Origin of the sequence: Pseudomonas rhizophila, from assembly GCF_003033885.1 — a bacterium.
GTDB lineage: Bacteria > Pseudomonadota > Gammaproteobacteria > Pseudomonadales > Pseudomonadaceae > Aquipseudomonas > Aquipseudomonas rhizophila.
Genome location: NZ_CP024081.1, coordinates 4,318,834 through 4,342,151 on the forward strand (window position 1 = coordinate 4,318,834; position 23,318 = coordinate 4,342,151).

18 protein-coding genes and 3 pseudogenes are annotated in these 23,318 nt (G+C 56.0%); 11 read left to right on the plus strand and 10 right to left on the minus strand.

Annotated elements, in window-relative coordinates; translation table 11 throughout:
* The first annotated feature begins 12 nt into the window (after positions 1-12).
* On the plus strand, positions 13-525 hold the full coding sequence (locus tag CRX69_RS20110; RefSeq protein ID WP_047230561.1) for a nitrous oxide reductase accessory protein NosL: 513 nt from the start codon (positions 13-15) through the stop codon (positions 523-525).
* Positions 526-594: 69 nt separating this feature from the next.
* On the opposite strand, the gene CRX69_RS20115 is transcribed toward CRX69_RS20110, so the two are convergent.
* Together CRX69_RS20115 and norR are read right to left on the minus strand one after the other, a co-directional pair.
* On the minus strand, positions 595-909 hold the full coding sequence (locus CRX69_RS20115) for a c-type cytochrome (RefSeq protein ID WP_025214358.1): 315 nt from the start codon (positions 907-909) through the stop codon (positions 595-597).
* A gap of 767 nt (positions 910-1,676) precedes the next feature.
* Positions 1,677-3,200, minus strand: a complete 1,524-nt coding sequence (gene norR / locus CRX69_RS20120; protein WP_107322696.1) for a nitric oxide reductase transcriptional regulator NorR — start codon at positions 3,198-3,200, stop codon at positions 1,677-1,679.
* 158 nt (positions 3,201-3,358) lie between these two features.
* Between norR and norV the strand changes: the two genes are divergently transcribed.
* The 3 genes from norV (at position 3,359) to CRX69_RS20135 (ending at position 6,751) form a co-directional block, all read left to right on the plus strand.
* Complete coding sequence (norV, locus tag CRX69_RS20125; protein WP_107322697.1) at positions 3,359-4,801, plus strand: anaerobic nitric oxide reductase flavorubredoxin; 1,443 nt, start codon at positions 3,359-3,361, stop codon at positions 4,799-4,801.
* Entirely contained in the window at positions 4,798-5,931 is a 1,134-nt protein-coding gene (norW, locus tag CRX69_RS20130; protein WP_107322698.1) for an NADH:flavorubredoxin reductase NorW, read from the plus strand. Before norV ends, norW begins: the two co-directional genes overlap by 4 nt.
* Positions 5,932-6,292: 361 nt before the next feature.
* Positions 6,293-6,751, plus strand: coding sequence for an alpha/beta hydrolase family protein (locus CRX69_RS20135; protein WP_240539561.1), 459 nt, complete (start codon positions 6,293-6,295; stop codon positions 6,749-6,751).
* Between the two features lie 509 nt (positions 6,752-7,260).
* Here CRX69_RS20135 and CRX69_RS20140 read toward each other — a convergent pair.
* Both CRX69_RS20140 and CRX69_RS20145 read right to left on the minus strand, forming a co-directional pair.
* Positions 7,261-8,044: pseudogene (locus tag CRX69_RS20140) on the minus strand (isocitrate lyase/PEP mutase family protein).
* Between the two features lie 113 nt (positions 8,045-8,157).
* Positions 8,158-8,871 (minus strand): LuxR family transcriptional regulator, encoded by a 714-nt coding sequence (locus CRX69_RS20145; RefSeq protein ID WP_047229727.1) that lies wholly within the window; start codon positions 8,869-8,871, stop codon positions 8,158-8,160.
* Between the two features lie 388 nt (positions 8,872-9,259).
* Here CRX69_RS20145 and CRX69_RS20150 point away from each other — a divergent pair, with 388 nt between their 5' ends.
* The 5 genes and pseudogenes from CRX69_RS20150 (at position 9,260) to CRX69_RS20170 (ending at position 14,206) form a co-directional block, all read left to right on the plus strand.
* A complete protein-coding gene (locus CRX69_RS20150) occupies positions 9,260-9,469 on the plus strand; it encodes an acyl-homoserine-lactone synthase (RefSeq protein ID WP_230682647.1) in 210 nt (69 codons plus the stop codon).
* Between the two features lie 133 nt (positions 9,470-9,602).
* The gene (locus CRX69_RS20155) at positions 9,603-10,067 is read left to right on the plus strand and encodes a hypothetical protein (protein WP_173406805.1); all 465 of its coding nucleotides are present in this window, start codon (positions 9,603-9,605) and stop codon (positions 10,065-10,067) included.
* 112 nt (positions 10,068-10,179) lie between these two features.
* Positions 10,180-10,494: pseudogene (locus CRX69_RS20160) on the plus strand (transposase); the annotation flags it as partial.
* Positions 10,495-11,122: 628 nt separating this feature from the next.
* A complete protein-coding gene (locus tag CRX69_RS20165) occupies positions 11,123-12,814 on the plus strand; it encodes a molecular chaperone HscC (RefSeq protein ID WP_047229718.1) in 1,692 nt (563 codons plus the stop codon).
* Positions 12,815-12,820: 6 nt separating this feature from the next.
* Positions 12,821-14,206: a J domain-containing protein gene (locus tag CRX69_RS20170; RefSeq protein ID WP_107322699.1), complete on the plus strand. Its 1,386-nt coding sequence runs from the start codon at positions 12,821-12,823 to the stop codon at positions 14,204-14,206.
* A gap of 256 nt (positions 14,207-14,462) precedes the next feature.
* Here the strand turns inward: CRX69_RS20170 and CRX69_RS20175 are convergent, their stop codons facing one another.
* The 6 genes and pseudogenes from CRX69_RS20175 to CRX69_RS20200 form a co-directional block, all read right to left on the minus strand.
* Positions 14,463-15,515, minus strand: a complete 1,053-nt coding sequence (locus tag CRX69_RS20175) for an alpha/beta hydrolase family protein (protein WP_047229716.1) — start codon at positions 15,513-15,515, stop codon at positions 14,463-14,465.
* 215 nt (positions 15,516-15,730) lie between these two features.
* A pseudogene (locus CRX69_RS20180) lies at positions 15,731-16,018 on the minus strand (transposase); the annotation flags it as partial.
* Between the two features lie 257 nt (positions 16,019-16,275).
* On the minus strand, positions 16,276-18,666 hold the full coding sequence (locus tag CRX69_RS20185; RefSeq protein WP_107322700.1) for a TonB-dependent siderophore receptor: 2,391 nt from the start codon (positions 18,664-18,666) through the stop codon (positions 16,276-16,278).
* A gap of 118 nt (positions 18,667-18,784) precedes the next feature.
* Positions 18,785-19,765 (minus strand): FecR domain-containing protein, encoded by a 981-nt coding sequence (locus CRX69_RS20190; RefSeq protein WP_107322701.1) that lies wholly within the window; start codon positions 19,763-19,765, stop codon positions 18,785-18,787.
* The gene (locus CRX69_RS20195) at positions 19,752-20,267 is read right to left on the minus strand and encodes a sigma-70 family RNA polymerase sigma factor (RefSeq protein WP_107323288.1); all 516 of its coding nucleotides are present in this window, start codon (positions 20,265-20,267) and stop codon (positions 19,752-19,754) included. Before CRX69_RS20195 ends, CRX69_RS20190 begins: the two co-directional genes overlap by 14 nt.
* A gap of 231 nt (positions 20,268-20,498) precedes the next feature.
* Positions 20,499-21,467, minus strand: coding sequence for an AraC family transcriptional regulator (locus CRX69_RS20200; protein WP_076384078.1), 969 nt, complete (start codon positions 21,465-21,467; stop codon positions 20,499-20,501).
* A gap of 101 nt (positions 21,468-21,568) precedes the next feature.
* On the opposite strand from CRX69_RS20200, the gene CRX69_RS20205 reads away from it, so the two are divergent.
* Together CRX69_RS20205 and CRX69_RS20210 are read left to right on the plus strand one after the other, a co-directional pair.
* On the plus strand, positions 21,569-22,819 hold the full coding sequence (locus CRX69_RS20205) for an MFS transporter (protein WP_047229711.1): 1,251 nt from the start codon (positions 21,569-21,571) through the stop codon (positions 22,817-22,819).
* A gap of 47 nt (positions 22,820-22,866) precedes the next feature.
* Positions 22,867-23,061, plus strand: coding sequence for a hypothetical protein (locus CRX69_RS20210; RefSeq protein WP_047229710.1), 195 nt, complete (start codon positions 22,867-22,869; stop codon positions 23,059-23,061).
* Positions 23,062-23,318 lie beyond the last annotated feature (257 nt).

The following is a 23,318-nucleotide window of genomic DNA, read 5'->3' on the forward strand; positions in this document are numbered from 1 at the left end:
CGGGATATTCAAATGAACACTTTGTACCTAACCGGGGCCCGTGTCCTGGTCGTCATCATTACCAGTTTGGTATTGGCGGCGTGCAACGATCGCGCAGAGGAAAAGCAAACCCTTGGACCCGTGGCCTTCCATCAGAGTGACGAGTGTCATGTCTGCGGGATGGTCATCACCGACTTTCCGGGCCCCAAAGGTCAGGTCGTGGAAAAGGGCACGATCAAGAAATTTTGCTCCACTGCGGAAATGCTCGGATGGTGGCTTCAACCGGAGAATCACCACACTGAGGCAAAATTGTATGTGCACGACATGGGGAAAAGTGCATGGGAGAAACCCGACGACCATTTTCTGATTGATGCAACCCAAGCCTACTATGTCGTCGGCACTCAGCTTAAAGGTTCCATGGGTGTAGTTCTGGCGTCATTTTCCGAGGAGGCCACCGCACGCAATCTGGCCAGCGAGCAGGGCGGCAGGGTGTTGCGTTTTGAGAATATCGATCTGGCGCTTTTACAGCAAACCCCGACAATGTAGCCGAGCGACCCGGTTCGCAGAAGAGAGCGGGCTCGCTTCTGCGGTGTGGGTGTTTTTTATTGGGCTCTCTTACTTCAGCGTCAGGATCCAGTCGGCCAAGGTCTTCGCTTCTTCGTCGGTCACCTGGTTGGCCGGCATTGCGATTGGCCCCCATTTGCCCGTACTGCCTTCTTTGATGCTCTTGACCAGGGTTGCCGATGCGTCGGCTTGGCCAGCGTATTTGGCCGCCACTTCCTTGTAACCTGGACCGACCATTTTGGCGTCGACCATATGGCAGGCAACACAGGTTTTGCTCTTGAAGAGCGCCTCGCCATCAACGGCTTGAGCTGACTGCAACGTCAGCGCGGCACTCAGGGCCAGCAGTGGAACAAGAATCCTTTTCATCAGTGTTACCTCAGACTATGAAGCAGATTCGAAACGACCCGCTTCCGGTTTATTCAACAGGCATCGCATTGAATATTATTAGGGTGAATTTATCGGTACTCACATTCTTCATGTGCTGTTGATTGTCGGTGAGGAGCCGAATTGTGGAAAAAACGCTCTTTTCACCTTTATTAGATTTTAGATTTGCCATTTTGGGCATTCGTTCAATTTTATCAGGATGTATTGGAGGGTGTGTGGTTAGTTGTCGCCAGTGGATAATTAACTGACGCATACTAAGTGTGTCGTATTCGCAACTCCTGGGGTTGAGTGCTGATATTTATCTTCATGGCCCTTCCTTTAAGTTTGTGATGTGTAAGTCGCTAAAATATACTGAAATTAAAATAGGGCGTGGAGGATATGCTGGGCGTCAGCAAAGCCCTGTGTACGCTCGGCAATATATCCGCGCTGATTAAATTAATAATAGGTTCTCGAAAAGAAAGAAAACATCATTGAGGTATGGCTTTGCTGAAATGATTGTTGCTGTAACTATGAGGAGCTCGGAGTCAATCATATCCACCCCCCTTGCCACCCCATTCCTCCCGTAGGAGGCTCCTGGGTGCAACCGCTAAATTAAATCGAGTTCTGCAGGGCGCGCCAAATATCGTCGGAGTCCGGGTAGGAGGTGCTAGAGCATTGCCGGTCTCGGTAGCGGGCCCTGACTGACCTGCAACCGGCCAGTCGATCAATGCTTGGTTCTGGTTGAATTGAGCCCTGATCGGCCGTGAGTGTTATTTCAAACCAAGCCGCTTCGCCAGTCGGTGCAGGTTAGCTACGTCCATATCCAGCATTCGAGCACAGGCAGACCATTTCCTTGCGCAATTATTTAGCGTGTTATCAATCAGCTGACGCTGGAAGTCATCCGTCGCATCCCGCAGACCCTGTTCAACGGCGAGGTAAGGAACATCCAGAGCAACAAGCGGCGCTACCATCTGCTCGGGTACTTGATTGAAATGCTGTGCTTCAAGCAGTAGCTCGTCACTTTGCTGGGTCGCACGAGCAATGATCGTCGCCCGATAAACAGCGTGCTCCAGTTCGCGAACGTTTCCTGGCCACGTGTACTGCTTGAGCAACGACAGACAGTTGGCAGCCAAAGCCACCCGTTTCAATCCCATGCGTTCCCGGCTCTGCTCGCAGAAAAAACCCGCTAGCAACGTGATGTCCTGATCACGCTCGCGCAGGGGTGGTACATGCACCGGGAATACGCTTAAACGGTGGAACAGGTCTGCACGGAACCGATTGTTCAACACCTCCTGCTTCAGATCACGATTGGTCGCGGCAAGTACCCGTACGTTGACCCGCAAGACGTTATCGTCACCAACCCGTTGCAGGTCGCCGTATTGCAGTACCCGTAACAGTTTTGCTTGCAGATTCAGTGACAGTTCACCGATTTCGTCGAGAAACAGTGTGCCGTTATCAGCCATTTCGAACTTGCCGGTGCGATGATGGATTGCACCGGTAAAAGCCCCTTTGACATGGCCGAACAACTCACTCTCAGCCACTGATTCCGGTAGCGCAGCGCAGTTAAGATAAACCACAGACTGACCGGCGCGTGATGAACCTTCATGTATGGCTTTGGCGACCAGTTCCTTGCCGACTCCGGTTTCTCCAGTGATCAAGACGTTCAGGTCGGAACCTGCCACCATTTCGATCTCTCTTTTCAACTGTCGCATGACTTCGCTGAGCCCGACCATTTCGCTGCCGGGTTTGCCCGCCGGGATATTGCTAATGGAAAGAGGCGTTATTGTCTGACTTTCCAGTTGCTCCACCAGCAATGCATTAGCCAAGGCAGCAGATGCTAGGGCTCCCACCACTCGCAGCTCTTCGTCGCTGAAGTGATCAAACTGTGCCGGGTCCATGCCATCGATCGTCAGCGCACCAATCAGTGTCTGGTCCGCGAACAACGGCAATCCGATGCAGGCATGCACTTTGAGGTCCTGCCGGCTCGGTATCAGTCCGTCATAGGGATCAGGCAAATGACTTTCTGCCGGAAAGCGCACCACGTCACCGGCGCGAGCGATGGCTTCCAGTCGCGGATGCGCATCAAGGCTGAAGCGACGTCCCAGAACATCCGGTGCCAGGCCGTCAATCGCCAGCGGACGGAACTGTCGCTGTTCATAACGCAACAAGGCAGAAGCGTCGCAACCCAGCAATTGGCGCAAGGTATTGATTAGACGTTGAAAGCGATCCTGATGGGAAATGCCGCTTTGCAACTGAATAGCGATGCGCGCCAAGGATTCAACGGACAGACTCATGTTTTGTCACTTTGACAATGATTAGTCATAAAGACAGTAAATGGGTAATGTCATATTGACAATAGCTGTTTTATTTGTCCTTTAAAATCAACGTCTTATTGTCTGGCACGAACATTGCCATCTTCGGTGTAGAACATCATTTTTTACCGAGGTAGGTTATGTCAATTCTCGTCAAGAACAACATCCATTGGGTCGGTCAGCGCGATTGGGAGGTGCGGGACTTTCATGGCACAGAATACAAATGCCACAAAGGTAGCAGTTACAATAGCTACCTGATCCGTGAAGAAAAGACCGTGCTGATTGATACGGTTGATCACAGGTTCAGCCGGGAGTTCATACAGAACCTGGCGATGGAAATCGACCTGAACACGCTGGACTATATCGTCATCAATCATGCCGAAGAGGACCATGCAGGGGCGCTGACAGAACTGATGTCGCTGATCCCGAATACGCCGATCTATTGCACCGCCAATGGCGTGGACTCGATCAACGGTCATCACCATCATCCAGAGTGGAATTTCCACGTTGTACACACCGGCGACACCCTGGATGTCGGTAATGGCAAACAGCTGGTTTTCGTGGAAACTCCGATGCTGCATTGGCCGGACAGCATGATGACGTACATGACCGGTGATGCCGTATTGTTCAGTAATGACGCCTTTGGCCAACATTACTGTGACGAACACTTGTTTAATGATGAAGTGGATCAAAACGAACTGTTCGATCAGTGCCAACGCTACTATGCCAACATCCTCACGCCATTCAGTCGTCTGGTCATTCCTAAGATTACTGAGATCCTCGGGTTCAACCTGCCGGTCGATATGATTGCCACCGCGCATGGCGTGGTGTGGCGTGATAATCCGACGCAGATTGTACACCGCTATCTGGAATGGGCAGCGGATTATCAAGAGGACCGCATCACACTGTTCTACGACACCATGTCGAACAACACCCGCATGATGGCCGATGCCATCGCACAAGGCATTCACGACGGCGATCCGCGTGTGGCGGTGAAGATTTTCAATGTCGCGCGCCACGACAAGAATGAGATTCTGACCAACGTGTTCCGCTCAAAAGGTGTTCTGGTGGGCTCGTCCACCATGAACAACGTCATGATGCCGAAAGTCGCTGCCCTGCTGGAGGAAATAACCGGGCTGCGTTTTCGTAACAAAAAGGCTTCGGCGTTTGGCAGTTACGGCTGGAATGGTGGGGCGGTGGACCGTATCCAGACGCGCTTGATGGACGCTGGTTTTGAAACCACATTGGCGCTCAAAGCCAAGTGGCGGCCCGACGGTGACTCGCTTGAGGTTTGCCGAGCTCATGGCCGTGAAATCGCTCGGCAATGGGCGCTGCATCCATCGACGAATGCACATGTCGCACCTGCTGCAGCCACCGCAACTGCCCAGGCAGAACCGAGCTCGGACAACGGCCTGCGTATGCGGTGCAGTGTCTGCCAATGGATTTACGACCCCGCGATCGGGGAGCCGATGCAGGATGTGCAGGCCGGTACGGCCTGGTGTGATGTGCCTGATTACTTCCTGTGCCCGGAATGTTCATTGGGTAAATCGGTATTCGATGAGTTGGCTTCGGAGGCGAAATGAACAAGGAAATTGTCATTGTGGGCTCCGGCTTCGCGGCTCGTCAGGTAGTCAAGAACTTGCGCAGGCTCGATGCAGCGGTGCCCATTCGGCTGATCGCCGCAGACAGTTGCGATGAGTACAACAAGCCCGACCTGAGTCACGTCATCAGTCTCAAGCAGACAGCGGACGACATGACTCGTCAGTCTGCGGCGGAGTTTGCCGAGATGTATCGGTTAACCCTGAATGCTGGTTGCCAGCTGACTGCAATTGATCGTGAAAACAAGCGTGTCAGCGCCGGCGGTGAGGCATTCAGCTACGACAAACTGATTCTTGCCACGGGTGCGCAAGCCATCGTTCCGCCAATTCCCGGACGGGAGTGGATGGTGACTTTGAATAGTCAGCAAGAATACCGTCATGCACAACATGCTCTGAGAGCGGCAGAGCGCGTACTGATTCTGGGAGCCGGCTTGATTGGCAGTGAACTGGCAATGGATGTCAATCGTGCCGGAAAGCAAGTGGTACTGATGGATAAGTCCTGCAGCCTGCTGGCATCGTTGCTGCCTGTTGAGGTGAGTAGCCGCTTGCAGCATCGGTTATGCCAGATGGGGGTGGAAATGGTGTTCAACCAGGCTTTGGAATCCATTGAAAAGAGAGACGATAGCCTGTTGGCGACTTTGTCCAATGGCCGGCAAATCACCACCGATGTGATCATTGCCTCAATCGGATTGAAACCTGATACGACGTTAGCGGCCCAGGCTGGCCTACGGATTGATCGTGGCATTGAAGTTGATGAACGCATGTGCACCTCTGACCCACACATATTTGCCGTTGGCGATTGCGCGCAAATCCAGGGCAAGCTGCTGCCGTTTCTACAACCCATTCAGTTAAGCGCCATGACCCTCGCGAGTAATGTGCTGGGTGGCGATGAGCAAGTGAAGTTCCCGGCGATGCTGGTGAAGATCAAGACCCCGGAAATGCCGCTGCACCTGGCCGGAGAAACCAACCGGAAGGACTTGCAATGGCAGATCAACCTTGAGGCACAGGGGCTGGTAGCCAAAGGGCTGGACATGGCAGGGCAGCTACGGGCGTTCGTCGTCAGTGAAGACCAAATGAAGCAGGCCTTTACATTACTACGGCAACTCTCGTTGTAAATCAAAGTGGCAGGGCTCACCCGGATCGACCAATCGCGCTGAGTGCTTTGTTCTTCCTAGACTTATTGTCGACGCCAAGTCTGCAATCGCCAGATCGGTTTTGAGTAATTGACGTTAGACCGTTTTGCCGAACAAAAGCCGGAGTTGTGTGATCGCGACTTGTATATTGTGCAACTCGGCCTTGACCTGCGTTGGCATGGTTTACTCTCAAGAGTTCCCGAGCAAAATGCAGCTGTACCGCTTGATGTGGGCCTCGTCAGCCTTCGAAAACAGGAGAGCACTGTTTTCTAGCCTAGGCTAGGCCGAACGGGTTGCGTTTCGTGCCGGGGGTGGCAGAAGGCGCGGATGGAGCAGCAGGTTCTTGTTTGGTTCGATGGGGTCCGAGTTTCATCATCACCCTAGCCGCCATTGCGAAACGATTGCTGCGCCAACGGCCGGCGATAGTATTTTTGCGAGCTATTTCAATCAGCAGATGGCCGGCAATGCGCTACGCATCTACAACACGCTGGATGTCGTTCCGATGGCATGGTGCGCAACCTTTCTCGACTTCTCCTTGACGCTCTATGAGCCTACCAACGTCATCGATGAAAAAATGAAGGAAATGGTTTGCTCAAAAATCGATACCGTTACCCGTAATAACTTGAACTACACGCAATGGGGCATGGGCGGTGCAAACATGGAGCTGCGGCTCTGTGGGGAACCTCAATCCCCGTGCCCAAGCTATGAAGCGCAATCCGGCTATCAGCACATCTACGAATACATGACGCTGCTGGGGTTGCAGCTTGGTGATATCCCGATGCCGCCGCCGTCTGGCAGCTAGCGCGCAGTCTCATCGATCAGGTGTTCGAGTTGCAGTTGCCGGCATTTGTTCGGGAAATCACACAGCTGCAACTCGCTTATTCGCAGCGCTAATTTCATGGGTCGTTCATAACGCGCGCTCATCATTATTTTCCACATTCGCAATCACCTGAGTAGGTAGCATCCCAGGCAGTCTTTCCAATCACCATCCAATCATAAGCACCTTCCGCCAATACCGAGTCAGTAGGCACAGTACTCGCAGCAATTACAGTAGGTGTCCGGTAAGCGTACGGGCAAACCGTCTTGCACAACTAAGCCGGACGCCACCTACGCGGCGGCAGCGCTGCAATCTCACTCGCCTGCTGCGTAGGCAAACGCGTCATTTCAAGGAATCGGATACCAGATAAGAGTCTCGTTCCCCGCTCCAAGATTCAGAAAAAAGCCATTCAGGTGAGTGGCTTTTTTTTGGTGCGTGTCTCGTCCTGAATAAGGTTTACACCTTCTGACCTATCTTCAGGACTAGACACAGCATTACTCGGCTTTCACCGCCATCAAAGCGTTCAATTCGCCGTATGTGTGGGCTTTCAAGGTTTGCGTGTCGAGTTGGCCGTTGTCCAAGAAACTGCGGACCAATGCTCCCATGGCGCCGTGCAGAAACTTGGCGATGCTGGAGCCCGCACTGAGTCGTCTGACGCCCAGACGCTTCAATTCGTCGGGGGAGGGCAGTCCGTCCCGGGACAGCAGGTTGACTGGCAGTTTGGTGTCCCGGCAGATGGTGGCAATTTCGTTCGAATCGACCACGCCAGCGGCAAACAGACCATCCGCCCCGGCGCTGGCATACAGTGCGCTGCGCTTGAGAAGTTCCTCCAGGCGTTGTTCAGCAGGGAACAGGTTTTTCAGGTAGACGTCGGTCCGTACGTTGATGAACAGCTTGATCCCCGCCTGGTTCGCCACCGTTCTCGCGACGTCGATCTTGCGGACAAGCAGCTCTGGCGAGCCCAGGCCGTCTTCGATGTTGATCCCTACCGCCCCTGCGGCGATGACGGCGTCAATCACTTGGCCGACTCGTTCCAGGTCATCCGAATAGCCGCCTTCGATATCCACTGTGAGCGGTACGCTGAGCACCCGTACCATCGGCTTGACGGTGGTGCTCAACAGGTCGAGAGGCAGCTTGTTGCCATCCTGATAACCATGCGACCAAGCCATGGCCGCGCTGCTGGTCGCTACGGCCTTGCCGCCCAAGCGTTCGACGATACGCGCACCACCCCCCATCGGCCACATTGGCCAAGACTCGAATTTTGGCAATGACCTGGATGAGAACCGGTTGATCGTCAGCTACACGATGGCGCTTTGGTAACCGAGGCTTGCACTGGCCACGACTTCCCATGAGAGGCGTGGTCATCATTCGAGCTTCAGAACATTTGCGTCTCAGGACAACAAGCCAGATAACGACGCCTTGATCGCCGCTTCAGTCTTGTTCGACGCCCGCAACTTGCGCATCGCATTCACCAGATGGAACTTCACCGTTCGTATGTCGATGTTCAGGATGATCCCGATTTCGACATAGGTTTTTCCCGATGCCGTCCACCTGAGAATTTCCTTCTCCCGGGCGGTCATTGGTTTGTAAGTATCGACCATGGTTTTTGCGGAGAAAAACTGCGCCATGGCCTCATGTACCAGATGAGTCAGCCAAATCAGCTTGGTCTCTTTGCTTTCCATTTCCTGTATTGAAATGCGTTCGCTTGAGCGGGAGACGGAGAGCAGACCGATCGAGTTATGTTCACGCCGCGAAGAAAGGCACCAGCCATGGTTGAGGTTGTAATGCCGCGCTTCTTCCCAGAACCCGCGCCCTGGATTTTGCTGCTGCGCAGACCAGCGCAATGGAATCGAACGGATCAGTCCATGTTCAACGGTGGGGTCTTGGGAGAAATAATCGCCGGCAATGTACTTTTTTTCCCAGGCGTCCGGGTAATTTGAAAGCAGAAAATATTGCGCCGACGCTAACGGCGAACTTAGTCTTAACCCATAAGAGCAAAACTCGAAGCCTAAGTCTGTTGTAATTTTAACGAGCTCGTTAAATAGCTGGTTTTCGTAAGTACAGCCAGCCACAAGCGCTATAAAGTCTTCACGCCAATCAATCACCAATATTACCTTCCGTGGTCAGCGCTCTTTCGTGATAAGAGCTGGGCTCATTATACAGGATTAAAACGCTGTCGGGAGATGTAGTGGCCTTCCGATGGTAATCCTTCAGACCGATAAGGCCCGCAGCCCGACGCTTCCAAACATTCGGCATCGCCGATGCGTCTAGACAGAGCAATAGCGGGCAGATTTAATGGCGAACTTTTTAGTACGGAAGTGCCAGGAAAGCTGGCAAGAGACGGCATTATTCTTTTGTCGTAGATACAATTCGGTATTTTCAAGGAGTACCTTGTGGCGACTCGCTGATTTACCTGACCTGCCCATTCGGGCAGCTACCCACAAAGAGCCCGGTTTGTTGTACTGGCGGAATAATCTTCGTCAGGAGGTAGTTATGCTGGCCGCGGTAACAGGGACTGTTAGTGATCTTTTGCCAGGAATGGAAGCTGCTCTGGCTAAATATAGATATCAGGTATTCGTTAAAGAGTTAGGTTGGCCTTTGCCCTGTGAAAAAGGGATTGAATTAGATGCCTTTGATCGTTCTGACACAGTGTATGTCCTGGCCTGTGATGATAATCAGTGTTGTTCAAGGATTACTTCGTAGGGCATCAGTTCGTATTGCTGTGCGCCGTTTTTCCTCTCGCGCTGACCCTGGCCGAAGCGAAGTCCCCTCACACGTGGGATACGCCGTTCTTGTTCATGGTCGGCAATGCCATTGTCACCGGAGTCTATTTACTGTGATTTACTTGATACGCCACGCCACCCCCCTGATCGACTACGGACGCTGCGGTGCTGTCTCGGCCAAAGTGCTGCTGGATGAGTACAACCAGACTTCGTCGATCGACGAGGCCGAAATTGCCGACTTCCTGAGCCGTGCGGAGTTGTCCGGGCCGCTGATGACGCCAGGGCTGAACATCATTTCATCGCCGATCAATCGAGCCTATGCCACGGCCTGCCGGCTGTTCGATGCCGGACGTATCCGGCAAGACAACCGATTGAAGGAGTTCGACCTGCGGCTGGGTCGCGTGCCTTTGTTGAAGATGGGCTTGAGGCAATGGTTTGCCTTGCATCGCGTGCTATGGCTGATGGGTATTTCGTTGGGGGCCGCATCCCGAAGATCGGAACACCTGCGTGCCGTGGGGGTGGCCGATGAGCTTTATACCGCGTGCACTACGACCGGGGAGACCACGGTATGTTCCTGAGGACCGTGCGCAAGACGCTGCAAAGACAGGGCATGCAGTTCCGTACGGTGTATCGCTCGGGGTGTTTTACGGTTGAGGCTTTGGCGCCAGGAAAAGGACCCGCCGCGAGCGTTTGCTGATCGAGATGGATCAGGTGGTGCCCTGGAAAGGCCCGATTGCATTGATTGAACCGCACTATCCGAAGGGCGAAGGCAGTCGTACGGCCTATCCGTTGACGATCATTCATGCACCGAGTTCGACCAAGAACAAGGACGGTAAACGTGATCCCGAAATGCATCAGACAAAGAAAGGAAACCAATACTATTTCGGAATGAAGTCGCACATTGGCGTGGATGCCGACTCCGGTTTGGTCCACGGCGTGATCGGCACGGCGGTCAATGTCGCGGATGTCGCCCAGGTTGATCGGCTGCTCGATGAAGGCGCTGTCGGCCTAAAAAATACTGATTTTGGCCCGTCCTAGAGGCTGTAAAAGCCGCACTGATGTGCTCCAGGTTACAACCGATGCGACACGCAGTATCAATCGTGCAATCGCTCAGCCAACGGGTGTCGATAATCCAAGACGTTGAGGTCATGATCGTTTTTACACACTCTGAGCCGAAAGCAGCCAATTGTGAGTTGACCTGTGAGCAGGGGGAAGGAGTAGCAGCCAGCAGGCGATTTTTGGGTGAGGGCTCGTCTTGAATTGGTCCTTTGCAATTGATACTTAGCGCGGGGCTTTTGACTGTTCCTAGGGCCGGTTTACATGCCGGCGTGAGTGGATGAGGTGATTACTGCGCAGGGTTTGTATAAGGTCGTCGCGATTTTGGGTCCAACACGAGAGAGCATGTTGGCGATTGCTCGCAACGCGGTGAGGATTAGTGTCTGGTATCGCTGGCGTGCTTGATTGATGTTGGCTATGTTCTCCGATCCCGCAAATGGTATTGCGGACGGGTTAAAGCCACCTTTAGCTCTGCCGATAACTCCGACCGTGAATCCGTAACCGCGTCCAGTGTAATGTCTGGGCCTACGACCAAGTTCCGCTGCTGGGCGGTCGCCTCATTTAAGGAAAAGTGACTGTGATCATAGGTATCGACCTGGGCACTACCAACAGCTTAGTGGCTGCTTGGGATGGCGAAAGCGCCAGGCTACTCCCTAATGCCTTGGGCAATCTTCTCACACCCAGCGTGGTTGGCCTCGACGACCACGGCCAACTGATCGTCGGGGAAATTGCCCGCGAACGGCTGCATACCCACCCGCACCTCACTACGTCTCTATTCAAGCGTTATATGGGCAGCGCCCGTGAAACGTTACTGAGCGGGCGCGCTTACCGTGCGGAAGAACTCTCGGCGATGTTGCTACGCAGCCTCAAGGCCGATGCCGAGCGTGCATTAGGCGAACCTGTTCACGAAGCGGTGATCAGCGTACCTGCGTATTTCAGCGACGCTCAGCGCAAGGCCACTCGTATTGCTGGTGAGTTGGCCGGACTGAAGATCGAAAAGCTAATCAACGAACCTACTGCAGCAGCCTTGGCCTATGGCCTTCAAGAGCGAAACGAAACGACCTTCCTGGTGTTCGATCTCGGTGGTGGCACCTTCGATGTGTCCATCTTGGAGCTGTTCGAGGGCGTCATGGAAGTGCGCGCCAGCGCGGGGGACAACTTTCTTGGGGGGGAAGATTTCGATGACCGGCTCGTGGAGCATTTCATCGCCAGAATCGGTGTCGCTGATCTTCCCGACACAACCCACCCCGCCATAGCACAGCGGTTGCGGCGCGAGGCTCAGCGGGTTCGTCATGCATTGGGGCAAGCGCAAGTCGCCCACTTTATCCTTCGCGAGCAAACGCGGGAGTGGAGTCTGGAACTGACCCAGAGTGACCTGGCGGACATTGTCCAGCCTTTGTTGGAGCGCCTGCGCACGCCGATCGAACGTGCGCTGCGCGATGCCCGGATCAAGGTCGCGGATCTGGACGAAATATTGTTGGTGGGCGGCACCACGCGCATGCCCTTGGTACGTAAGTTGGTCGCGACTCTGTTCGGGCGAATTCCGGCAATGCAGCTAAACCCGGACGAGGTTGTTGCGCAGGGAGCGGCCATCCAGGCGGCGCTACAGGCGCGCCATGCTTCCCTCGAGGAAGTGGTTCTTACCGATGTATGCCCCTATACCCTGGGGATCGAGACCGTAGTACAGCTAGGCACCGATTACCAAAGCGGTCACTACCTGCCAATCATCGAGCGCAACACTGTGGTGCCCGTGAGCCGCTCCCGTGACGTGTCGACCGTCAGCGATAACCAGAAGGTGGTCAGGCTGGGTATCTTCCAGGGCGAAAGCCGGTTGGTGGCCAACAACATTTTCCTCGGTGAACTGGAAATTCCCGTACCACCACGCAAGGCCGGCGAGGTTACGCTGGACGTACGCTTCACCTACGACAATAACGGTTTGCTCGAAGCCCAGGTGCATTTGCCCATCAATGGCGAAACCCGCCGGCTGGTTATCGAGAACAATCCTGGCGTACTGGCTCCCGAGGAAATCGCGCAACGGCTGGCCGCCCTCGAAGCGCTGAAAGTGCACCCGCGCGACCAGCAGATCAATACCCTGCTGTTGGCTCGATTGGACCGCCTTTATCAAGAAAGCCTTGGCGATGGCCGGCAGTACATCGCCGGGCTGGCGAACCATTTTCAGCAAGTGCTCGATACCCAGGATGAACACCGGATCCGTAAAGCCCGTGGCGATGTTATCCAGCGCCTTGCTCATTTCGAGCAAGAGGGGTAAGCCGCCATGAGTCATTGGCAAGTGCTGGGCCTCACCCCGGACGCGGACGAGCGCAGCATCAAACGCGCCTATGCACGGCTGCTCAGAATCCACCGCCCAGACGAAAACCCCAATGAGTTCCAGCGCCTTCGTGAAGCCTATGAAGCCTCGTTGGCCGAGGCGCGCTGGCGTGCGCAGGCCGGAAGGAAAGTCGTTTACGCCCCGTCAGCCGTAAGCGCGTCAACTCCCGAGCGCTACCAGCCGGCGGAAGATCCCACGCTGGTCATCCACAGAGAGCGCGTCGATATTCCAACTACCGCCAGCCCACCGGAACCGTCCCTGGGACAGATGCAGCAGTGGTTGACTGAGGGCAAAGATCGTCAAGTAATGGACGCGCTACGCCTCTGGCTGGCCAGCGACTGGCTATTGCCGTTCGAGCGCCGGCAGCAGTTCGAGCAGAACATATTGGATTGGCTCGAATCCGCAGAGGGATGGTCGCCAGCCTTCTTCGATGGGGTGTGCCAAGTGATGGGCTGGGACGAAACCCAGGGCAACCTACCCTGCGAGTACTGGCGCTGGGATCGCCTGATCCGGCAGTGCGAGGCACAAGCCTTGTCAGAGACCGTACTCAGTGATCTGGCCAAGTTCGACGACGATAAAATCCACGGGCAGGCAGCCGCTATGCTGTTCAAGCCCATGACTGACGGCCGTCGTCGTGAAATGGCCGACGGCTTTAGCGCCCTGGACTGGCAACGTTTTGCAGAGCTCGGCCAAGCCATCGAATATCAATATCCTGAAGTGCCCCAGCGTCTTGGGTTGCAACCACTCGACAACTGGCGGGATTGGTTACCGCCCACTAGCTATCGAGGGGTCTACCTATTCCTGTGGTTGGCGCTGTCTGCAATTCTTGTCGCTTCGGGGATTATCGGGCCGAAAAAGAACGATGTGCTGGGCGTGGTGGTTTTAATGCCGCTGATGATGTTGTTCGTGAATTGGATCGGCATGAAGGCATACCACGTTTGGGCTATGGTAGCTGTGGTAGCGGGCCGCCTGGATGTGCTGATCAGTCGATGGTTACTCCCGCGCCGCTGGTACCGGCGAGGCGCTGGGCTCCTATTGCTGCGCCACGTACTCCCCAGCGCAGTGCCCGCAGCCCTGGCATGCTTATGGTCCAGTGATGTCCTGTGGCTGCGGTGGGCAAGCCCAGTGGTGGTGTTCCTCGGTACGATCTACTTCACGAATGGCGCACTGAGCGGCGGCAGGGCTTCAATGTGGACTCGAGCATTACGAGCGCTAAAACTGAGGATCGGACGGTTGCCTTGGCACCTGTTGAAACGCGAGGGCCTTCTAGCTGTGATTGCAGTGGCGGTGATGGCTGCCACAGTCTATTTCCGTATGAAAGCTGTTGTTTAGGACGGCACGCGCAGTGGCTGACTGCTTGTTTTCGATTGCTACCCGCCAAGCGCAGCTCTGATCAATCACAGTCGACCGTATGAGTAAGTAATTTGCGACGAAGTGCCGTGTAGAGGCGGGCGACCCGCACGCTGAGGGTCTGCTTTTGGCCGAGGCTGTGTAGAAACGTTTTGATCGTAATAGGTGGCTGGATTCGACACAAAAATTGGCTCCTACGCAAATTTCAGGTCTGCTGAGTTGCCGAGTGCCAGCAATCCTAGAGCTCCACTTTGTTGTTCGCGGACTGCGTCAGAAACTCGGTGATCAGTGACGTAACCTGCTGTTGAATTACCTCGCGCGGGCGAGCATTGTCGCCATCCCCGCAAATGATCCCATCGCCAGGAATGTCCTCTTCGAGCAATGCCACTGCACCTGGTTTGCAAATCGGCAAGAAGCTGAAATGGCTGGCGTCACTGATCTCGACATAGCGGCTGGACGCTTGGGGCAGGCGTGTGGCCAGGTTGGCGGACTCCAACTGAGCAGGCAGTTCCACCGATGGTGCGCCGGCAGCGATAACCAGCACCGGCACCGGCAGTGCCGCAAGGCTCTCATCAGTCATCCCGCGCGAGAGTCCCAGGTCCAAAGAAACTACAGCGGTGACCCGTTGATCGCGCAAATCGCCGGCCAGACCAGCCTTTAATACCGGAGTACCCTCAGGGTTGATCTTTTGATAAATGGTACAACTGGATAACTGCGGATGGAGTTTGCAGTCACGGGCAAATAGGGCAGGGTCGAAACGAGCGCCGGCGATCTCCATTGCAGTCCAGCCGCCTAGTGAATGGCCTATTACAGCAATTTGATGCTTTGTGGTCACGCCAAATTTTTCAGGTTGAGTGGTGACCGCCTCAATGGCCCGATGCAGGTCAATGGGCCGCTGCCATAACTGCGCGGCCGCTTGCGGGCTTCGATCATGGGTCGTGGTGCCGGGGTGGTTGACCGCTGCGACAATGTAACCCTTATGGGCCAATGCACTCGCCAACCAGTTCTGATTGTTCCAATTGCCTCTGAATCCATGGGAGAGCACCACCAATGGGTGCTCGCCAGCAGAGGGCGGCGCGTTGCGAACCGCAGAAGCACCGACAAACACCACATTGTCGCCGATCAACTGTGGGGTGGTGGTCGTTGTGCTGGGATACCAGACGACCATCTCCAGCGGACGCTCATTGCGTGGGTCCGGTAGGGTGTAGGATTGGAAGCCGACAGAGTTGACGTCAGCGAGAGCGCTGGTCGTCAGACACGTTAAAAGCAGGGCGCCTAGAGCTGTTTTCAATGGGTTGTCGTCCTTGATTTAGACAGGGGTTCAGAACCTGGAACCCACCGATAGCGTGCATCACATCTCGCAAATTATAGAAATCCTGCGCCGTGAGCAGTTGAGTCTGCACCGACATTAAAGCCGATACTCCGCCTAACATGCATAGTTTTCGTTATCTGCATTGACCGGTCAGCAGGCGAGCTTTTGGGGCAAGTTCGAAGGGCCGCTATTGGTAGCCACATCAGCTCGACGTTGCGTTGGGCTTCTGGTTCAAGACACCGACTCGATGGAATGCGGTTCAGATAACCGTAGATGTGGATCTTCAGCAGGATTGCGGGATGGTAAGCCGGCCGGCCAGTATCAGGCGGTATGGCGCCCTCGAAACCCAGTTTGATCGGGTCGAGTTCGTCGACAAAGACATCGACTACGCGCACCGGATTGGCATCGCTGACGTAATCGTCGAGGCTCTCCGGAAGGAAGGTACCTTGGCCTCGATGTTCACCTTGGATAAAGCGCTTCATGAGCGGTCCCTGCGATGAAATCCTCAGAAGTCATAGCAAGGGTTTGCGAAAGCGTTTTTACCCACTCTGGGCCGAAAGCAGATGCTCGAAAACAGGTTGATGTTATCTCGCGCTACTGGCGCTTAGTTAACAGCTGGCGCGTAACGATGAAAGTCGAACGCCCTTGTTTTTCATCTCGCACAATGATGGCCAAGTTGACGGTGCCCGCCGTATAGCGGGCACCGCTTCCTACATGGGGAAAAGGCTTAAACGCCTGCTTACCAGCTGTAACTCACTTTGGCGGTAATCTCGCGACCCGGGTTGTAGAAGTTCGCTGTGCCGGAACCGACCACGTGCTGCTCATCCAGCAGGTTGCTGACGTTCACCGCAAGGTCGGTGCCCTTGGCGATCTCGTAGTTGAAGGCGGCGTCGAACAGCGTGGTGCCATCGCTTTTGCCGGAGTTGGCTGCATCGAAGTAATAAGAGCCGACGTAGCGCGCACCCAAGCCAACGCTGACATCAGTGCCAGGCACGTCGTAATAACTCCAGAGCGAAGCGGAATGCTTGGGTGCCGTGGTGAACTCATTACCCTTCAAGGAGCTGCCGTCGTACAACGAACCGCGCAGTACCTCGGACTCCATATAGGAGTAGCCACCAATCAGGCTGAGGTTCCGCGTCACCTGCGCCTTGGCCTCCAGGTCGAGGCCACGCGCCCGCGATTCGCCCACCGTTTGTTGTTCAATGATGCCGCTCGGCAGCACTACGGCGATGGTGACGTTTTCCTGGGTCAAGTCATAAACGGCTGCGGAGAACAGTGCGTCCATTCCCATCGGCGCATACTTCACGCCCACTTCGTACTGCCTGCCCGTCTGCGGTGTTACGCCAACCTGAGGCGGCGAGACGGATTCCACCATGCTCACATAGGTGGACACCTCATCGTTGACGATATAGGTCAACGCACCTCGGTAGGAGGTTTCGGAGAAGTTGTCTTTCTCAGTGGATTGCAAGCCTTTGCTGGTAAGGTCCATCGAGTCGTTGCGCATACCCGCGGTGACGATGAAACGCTCGTAGAACGATAGGTTCTGCTGAAGGAACACGGCCTTGGTGGTCGCGTCTCGCTTGTTGACGGCATACGGTGTGATTGAGCGTGGAACGCCAGTAAACACGGGATTTGCAATGTCAATCGGGGTCGTCAGGGCGTAGACCGAGCTTTCCTTGGTGGTCGAATCGAGGTACTCCACGCCCACCAGGCTACTGCTGTCGATGTTCTCGAAGCGGGCATCGTATTGCAGCATCAGATTGCCGTTGAACTGGTCGGCCTCACTGTCCGTTCCAAACAGATACCGGTCAACGCTAGTACCGACACGTGCGGCGCTGTCGCTGATGTAAACGTAGCCAAAATCATCGGTCAATTTGCTGTAACGCAGGTTGCTGCGCAGTACGAAGCCGTTGTCGAAGTCATGGGTGACGTTACCGCTGAGGCTGGTGCGCTCGACATCGTGAAAGTTGTAGCTGGGCTCACCATAAAACTTGCTGCGGTCGTATTCCTTGTCCAGCGGATAGCCGCCACTGTTGGGCGAACTTTCAGTTTTCAGATAGTCCAGAATCACGGTGGCTGACGTGTAATCCGTGGGTGCCCAGGTGAGGCCACCCATCACCAACCGGTTGTCGTCCTGTGAGTGATCGTACTCGCGGTCGCTGTTTTGGCCTTTGGCAGTAAAGCGGCCAGCCAAGGTTTTCTCGTCGTTCAGCGCATCCCCCACATCGATGCCTGTCTCTACATGGTCAAACGAACCGTAGGTCACATAGCCTTGGCCAAACTGCTCGAAGCGCGGCTGTTTGGTCACGAAATTCACCGAACCGCCCGGGTCCGCTGGGCCAAACAGCGTGGAGTTGGCGCCACGCAGAATCTCTATGCGTTCATAGGCGAATGGATCTTCGCGTACGCCGCGCATCGAACTCAGGGTCAAGCCGTCACGGTAGGTAGTAGCCTGGAAGCCCCGGATCTGGAAATAGTCGTTGCGGTCATCCGTACCATAGAAGTCACTGACCACGCCCGGCGTGTATTGCAGCGCCTCTTCCGTGGTACTGACGCTGCGTTGCTCCATTTCCTTGTTGGTAACAACCGACACCGAGGCCGGTGTATTGAGAATGCTGGTTGCCACCTTGCCGCCAACCCAGAGCTCCTTGGCGACCACCGAGTTGGCGTCGTCGTCGGCACTGACCCTGACCTTGGCATTGATGATGAGGGGGGCAAGGCGGTAGTCCTCGACGTCTGTTGCGTCGAGCTCCAGCGGGCCGGCGGGCTTTGGTTGAGGGAACAGTAGATAGGCATTCGGACCTTGCTGTTCGATTTGCAATTCGCTCCCCTGCAGCAACGATGACAGCGCTGCCGACGTATCGAGCGTGCCATTCACGCCAGCAGTGGTGCGGTTCACTACACTCGATGCGTCGAAGGAAAGACTGATGCCAGCCTCGCGCGCAAAGCGGTCAAGCGCTGGCGCCAGTGGGCCGGCAGCGATGTTCCACTGTTTCACTTGATTGCTGTGGTCAGCGCTCGACGTTTGCGCCAGCGATGGCAATGCGTAGCTGCTTACGATCAAACCCAAAATCGCACCGTGCAAGGCACGATTTAATGGATGGCGCTGTGAAACAGGGGACGAACTCATTTTCTCGCTCCAAGAAAGGACATCGGCAGACTGGCCTGTATTCCGGCCTTCCTTAGAGGTCGAACGAGAATGAGAAGCTACCTCATTATTTTTCAGGTAGCACAAAGTTCTGATGGGCTCAGGTGGCAGCGGTCACGGTCACCCAATAACGGGTCCGATAATCAATGTGCAAGTGCAGTGACTGCGCGATCAATGCCAGGACCTGATCGTTGTCGGCGAGCTGGAAGGTGCCGGAAACGCGACGATCAGCGACCCCTTCGGCGCAGCGCAGTACCCCGGGGCGATAACGCGACAACTCCGCGATGAAATCATTGAGGCGCATATTGCGCGCACTGATCACCCCGTCACCCCAGCTCCATAGATCAAGGCCGTTGTCCCTGAACATTCGGGCGCCACTTGATGTGAACAGCAGGTGATTTCCTGCCTGGACGCTGCGGCTCGCAGGAGTTTGATCGGAGCCGGGGAAAACCGTGACTGATCCTTCCTGAGCCGCGACCAGAGTGCCATCGTCCAGCTCGCGTGCCAGAAAGCGGGAACTCTGGGCGCGGATGAGCCCGTCACGTGATTGCACCCAGAACGGTCGTGCTCGAGGCGAGTGTTGATCCGCGCCGACATTCACGATGATTTCCCCACGTCGCAGGATTATCAGGCGTCGCTGGGCGTCGAAATCGCTGTCGACGGCGCTATCGCTGTTGAGCTGGATAAGGCTGCCATCATCGAGTTGGAAGCGTCGTTGCTCGCCGGTACTGCTGCGCTGCTGCGCAAGCATGGCGGGTACGGGTGTATAGTCCCGGCCGAGCCAGGCTGCAGCGCTAACAGTCGCCAATATGCCCAGTAGCTTCAGGCTTTCCCGCCGCCGCATTCCATGATTGGTGCCATTCAGGGTTTGTCGGGCCAATTGAGTTGGCACGCCTGCGAATTCATCCCCAAGCGTTTCCACACGCTGCCACGCCACCACATGCTCCGGGTGCTGCTGCAGCCAGTGCTCAAAAGTGCGCTGTGTCTGTTCATCGGCTTGATTGAAGCGAAGGCGCACCAGCCATTGGATTGCCTGCTCAACAATGGCCGGATTGAGCGCCTGCGGCTCACGCCTCGACATAACGCAAGCGATAGCAGTGTTGCAGGGCCGTGGCCAGGTCGCGTTCCACCGTCGCGCGGGAAACACCCAGCTTTTCGGCTATTTGCGCGCAGGTTAGACCGTCGAGTCGGGCAAATAAAAATGCCTGGCGAACTCTTGGTTTAAGCATACCGAGCATGCGGTCTATGCGCTCGAGCGCATCAAGAATCATCAGCCGGCTTTCTTCCGAGGGAACCTCATGTTGAGGCAGCAACGTGATGCTTTCCAAGTACGCACGTTCGAGTTCGCGACGACGATACTGATCAATCATCAGTCCGCGGGCGATACTGCTCAAATAGGCGCGTGGTTCGCGCAAGGGGCTGGACTGACGGGATTTGAGCAGACGTACGAAGGTGTCCTGCACCAAATCTGCAGCGTTGTCGCGACATCCAATGCGTCGGATTAGCCAGCCGTGTAACCACGAGTGGTGGGTTCGATAGAGCAGCCCTAGATCTGCAGTACCTAGTGTTTCATCGCTACGCATCGGAATCCCGGCAAATACATGATTGATAATTAATCGCATTCTACTCACGCGATAGGCCTTAGGCAAATACGTGGTGCTTACTGTCCGTTTTTGGGCGAACGCGATCATTCTGTAGAGGCTGCGAGTGAAAAAATGCATCCAGCGTTTAGAAGATTTGAACGCTAGCCACCGAGCACTTTGAATTTCAAAGTGCTTTTATTCCGCCGGCTCCTCCACGACTCCCGCTCGGCTTCAGGAAACAGCGGACCGCCTCGATTGACGACTTAACCCAGGCGTCTTGCCCGTAATGCGCTTGAATGCGCGACTGAACGCGGCCTGAGAGGTATAGCCCAAGCGCTGCGCCACCTCTTCAATCGGCAGCCTTTCGAGCGTCAACCACTGGCTCGCAAGCCGCATCCGCAACTCAGTCACGTAGCGCAGTGGGGCCATGCCAATAGTCGCCTGGAAACGGTCTGCGAAGACCGAGCGAGAGGTATTGCATTGCTCCGCCAACTGCGCAACGGTCCAGTCGCGTCCCGGTTGTTGATGGAGCGCGAGAAGCGCGCTTGCCAAGCGTGGGTCGCGTAATGCAGCGACCAGGCCAGAGGCATTACCGCAGGCGCACTCCACCCAACCGCGAACGACCATGGCGGCCACCACATCGGCCAAACGCGCGAGGATACCGGCGAAGCCGACACGGGCGGCGCTGACCTCGCGTTCCATGGTGGTCAGGATAGGCACGAGACCGGGGTAACGCTGGCCGCCGGCATCAATCAGCATCAGGCCCGGCATCAGCCTGCCAAGGCCATGAATACTGCCCAGTTCAAACTCCATGCAGCCACTGAACAAAATGGTGGTCGGCGTGGCGCTGGCATCGGTTCCGGTATCCACCGCGCTGACCGTATCACCGAGGGGGGCGCCGTCTAAACGGTCGATGTCCTGAACAGGCACGTCCGTATGGGAAAGCAGTTGATGGGCTGCGCCATGGGAGATGAATACGGCGTTGCCGGCAGACAGCGCGTACGTTGTCCCGTCCTCCATCCGCAGCACCGCATTGCCGATCGCCAGGAAGTGAAACCAGGCATGCCCAGGTTTGTCGGCGAAGCTCAGGCCAAAGGCTGGACCGGCTTGGATACGCCGGTACTCGACGCCACGCAGGCGCATGCCGCGCAACAGTTCGTTGATGAGATCCGAGGAGAGGGCAAACTGATCGGTAGGCATTGTTCGGTGTTTTAGTCAAAAAAACGAGGTTTTCGATCATAGATCATCCAGCTTCTCGCGCCTAGACTGCGGGTCGCAATGAAGATTGGGAGATCCGTGCAATGAATGACTGTGTTTGTAATGCCATATCCAACAACCGTCCCGGCGCCGCGCTGGATATGGAACCTGCGGCCCCTGCGTGGATGGCAGTCTTCTCGTTGGCAATGGGCGTGTTTGGATTGCTCACCGCTGAGTACCTGCCGGCCAGCCTGCTGACGCCGATGGCTACCGATCTGGGGGTGTCCGAAGCGCTGGCTGGCCAGGCGGTAACGGTGACAGCGGTGGTGGCACTGTTCGCTGGCTTGTTGGTGCCAGGCCTGACCCGCGGTATCGACCGCCGCTGGGTGCTGCTGGGTTTTTCCACGCTGATGATCGCATCCAATCTTTTGGTCGCCGTTTCCTCCAGTTTTGCGGTGCTATTGGTAATGCGTATCTTGCTGGGCATTGCCCTTGGCGGGTTCTGGAGCATGGCGGCAGCGGTGGCGATGCGCTTGGTACCGGGGGCTTTGTTGCCCCGAGCGCTCTCGATCATTTTCAGCGGCATTGCCGTCGGGACGGTGGTTGCGGTCCCGCTGGGCAGCTACTTAGGCGGCCTATATGGCTGGCGCAGCGCGTTCTTTGCAGCGGCGGCGGTAGGTCTGGTGACCCTGGCTTTCCAGTCGTTCACGCTGCCGCGCCTTGCGCCGCGCACGCCGGCACGCCTGCGCACCGTACTTGAGGTGTTGCAGCGCCCGGGCATCGCCATTGGGATGTTCGGTTGTGTGCTGGTGCACAGCGGTCACTTCGCGATGTTCACCTATGTTCGGCCATTCCTTGAGGGTACCACCGGCATCGGTCCGCAAGGGCTGTCGCTGATGCTGCTGGGTTTCGGTGTGGCAAACTTCGGCGGCACGCTGTTGGCCGGGTGGCTGCTTGAGCGTCACCCGCTGGCCACTCTGGTGTTGATGCCCGCGCTGGTGGGCGTTGCAGCACTGGCGTTGGTGCTGTTGCCGGCCTCGGTGCCGGGGCAGGCGGTGCTGCTGGCGATCTGGGGCCTGGCTTTTGGCGGTGTGCCGGTGGCGTGGTCGAACTGGGTCGCCAGCGCAATACCTGATCAGGCGGAAAGCGCCGGGGGCATGGTGGTGGCTTCTGTGCAGTCGGCCATCGCAACGGGCGCAGCCGCTGGCGGTGCGATGTTCAGCCTCGGTGGCAGCGCAGGCGTATTCGTAGCGGCGGCCGTGCTGATGCTGCTGGCCGCGTTGCTGATTGCGTTGCGTGTCCGGGTCCCTTCTGCCCATGGCAGTGCCCAGGCCGGGCAAGCGCTGCACCTTTGATCCGGCTCCCCAGCCGCCCCGATTCCATCCGTAACCCGGAGATAGACATGAACAATACGACGTCTCACCAAGGACGCCTGAAATCCTTGCGCGCGGCAGGTATAGGCAATGCGCTCGAGTGGTTCGACTGGACGCTGTACGCAACCGCCACGTGCGAATGGGTACATGGGCTTATGCAGGCAGACATTTACACCGTGATGATCACAAAAAACGTGCTCGATCGTTTCTTGCGCAATACGTAGAAGGTTCGCCGATGTCCATGATAGGCGGTTGATGCTTTGGAATAACGTCAAGCTGCGATGCTCTAGGATTTCTCCGTGCATCACCAAGCATGCTTGGCACTTGGTTAGGCGGCGTAGTACGGCGTGAACGCGTCCAGCAGCGAAGTGAAGTCGGCTCAAATCACTGAGCTGACCACCGTTGCCAAGACCGAGTTGGATTCGTCTAAGCAGCGTCCGCAGAACTGATTAAATGCTATCGGTCAGCCTGGCCCCTGCTG

Excerpts from the sequence above, each read along its gene's own strand:
- CRX69_RS20205 (WP_047229711.1), top strand. The coding sequence starts at position 21,569 with ATGAATGACTGTGTTTGTAATGCCATATCCAACAACCGTCCCGGCGCC.
- CRX69_RS20210 (WP_047229710.1), top strand. The coding sequence starts at position 22,867 with ATGAACAATACGACGTCTCACCAAGGACGCCTGAAATCCTTGCGCGCG.
- CRX69_RS20115 (WP_025214358.1), bottom strand. The coding sequence starts at position 909 with ATGAAAAGGATTCTTGTTCCACTGCTGGCCCTGAGTGCCGCGCTGACG.
- CRX69_RS20170 (WP_107322699.1), top strand. The coding sequence starts at position 12,821 with ATGAGTCATTGGCAAGTGCTGGGCCTCACCCCGGACGCGGACGAGCGC.
- norR (WP_107322696.1), bottom strand. The coding sequence starts at position 3,200 with ATGAGTCTGTCCGTTGAATCCTTGGCGCGCATCGCTATTCAGTTGCAA.
- CRX69_RS20190 (WP_107322701.1), bottom strand. The coding sequence starts at position 19,765 with ATGTCGAGGCGTGAGCCGCAGGCGCTCAATCCGGCCATTGTTGAGCAG.
- norW (WP_107322698.1), top strand. The coding sequence starts at position 4,798 with ATGAACAAGGAAATTGTCATTGTGGGCTCCGGCTTCGCGGCTCGTCAG.
- CRX69_RS20195 (WP_107323288.1), bottom strand. The coding sequence starts at position 20,267 with ATGCGTAGCGATGAAACACTAGGTACTGCAGATCTAGGGCTGCTCTAT.
- norV (WP_107322697.1), top strand. The coding sequence starts at position 3,359 with ATGTCAATTCTCGTCAAGAACAACATCCATTGGGTCGGTCAGCGCGAT.
- CRX69_RS20185 (WP_107322700.1), bottom strand. The coding sequence starts at position 18,666 with ATGAGTTCGTCCCCTGTTTCACAGCGCCATCCATTAAATCGTGCCTTG.
- CRX69_RS20200 (WP_076384078.1), bottom strand. The coding sequence starts at position 21,467 with ATGCCTACCGATCAGTTTGCCCTCTCCTCGGATCTCATCAACGAACTG.
- CRX69_RS20110 (WP_047230561.1), top strand. The coding sequence starts at position 13 with ATGAACACTTTGTACCTAACCGGGGCCCGTGTCCTGGTCGTCATCATT.
- CRX69_RS20150 (WP_230682647.1), top strand. The coding sequence starts at position 9,260 with ATGCTGGCCGCGGTAACAGGGACTGTTAGTGATCTTTTGCCAGGAATG.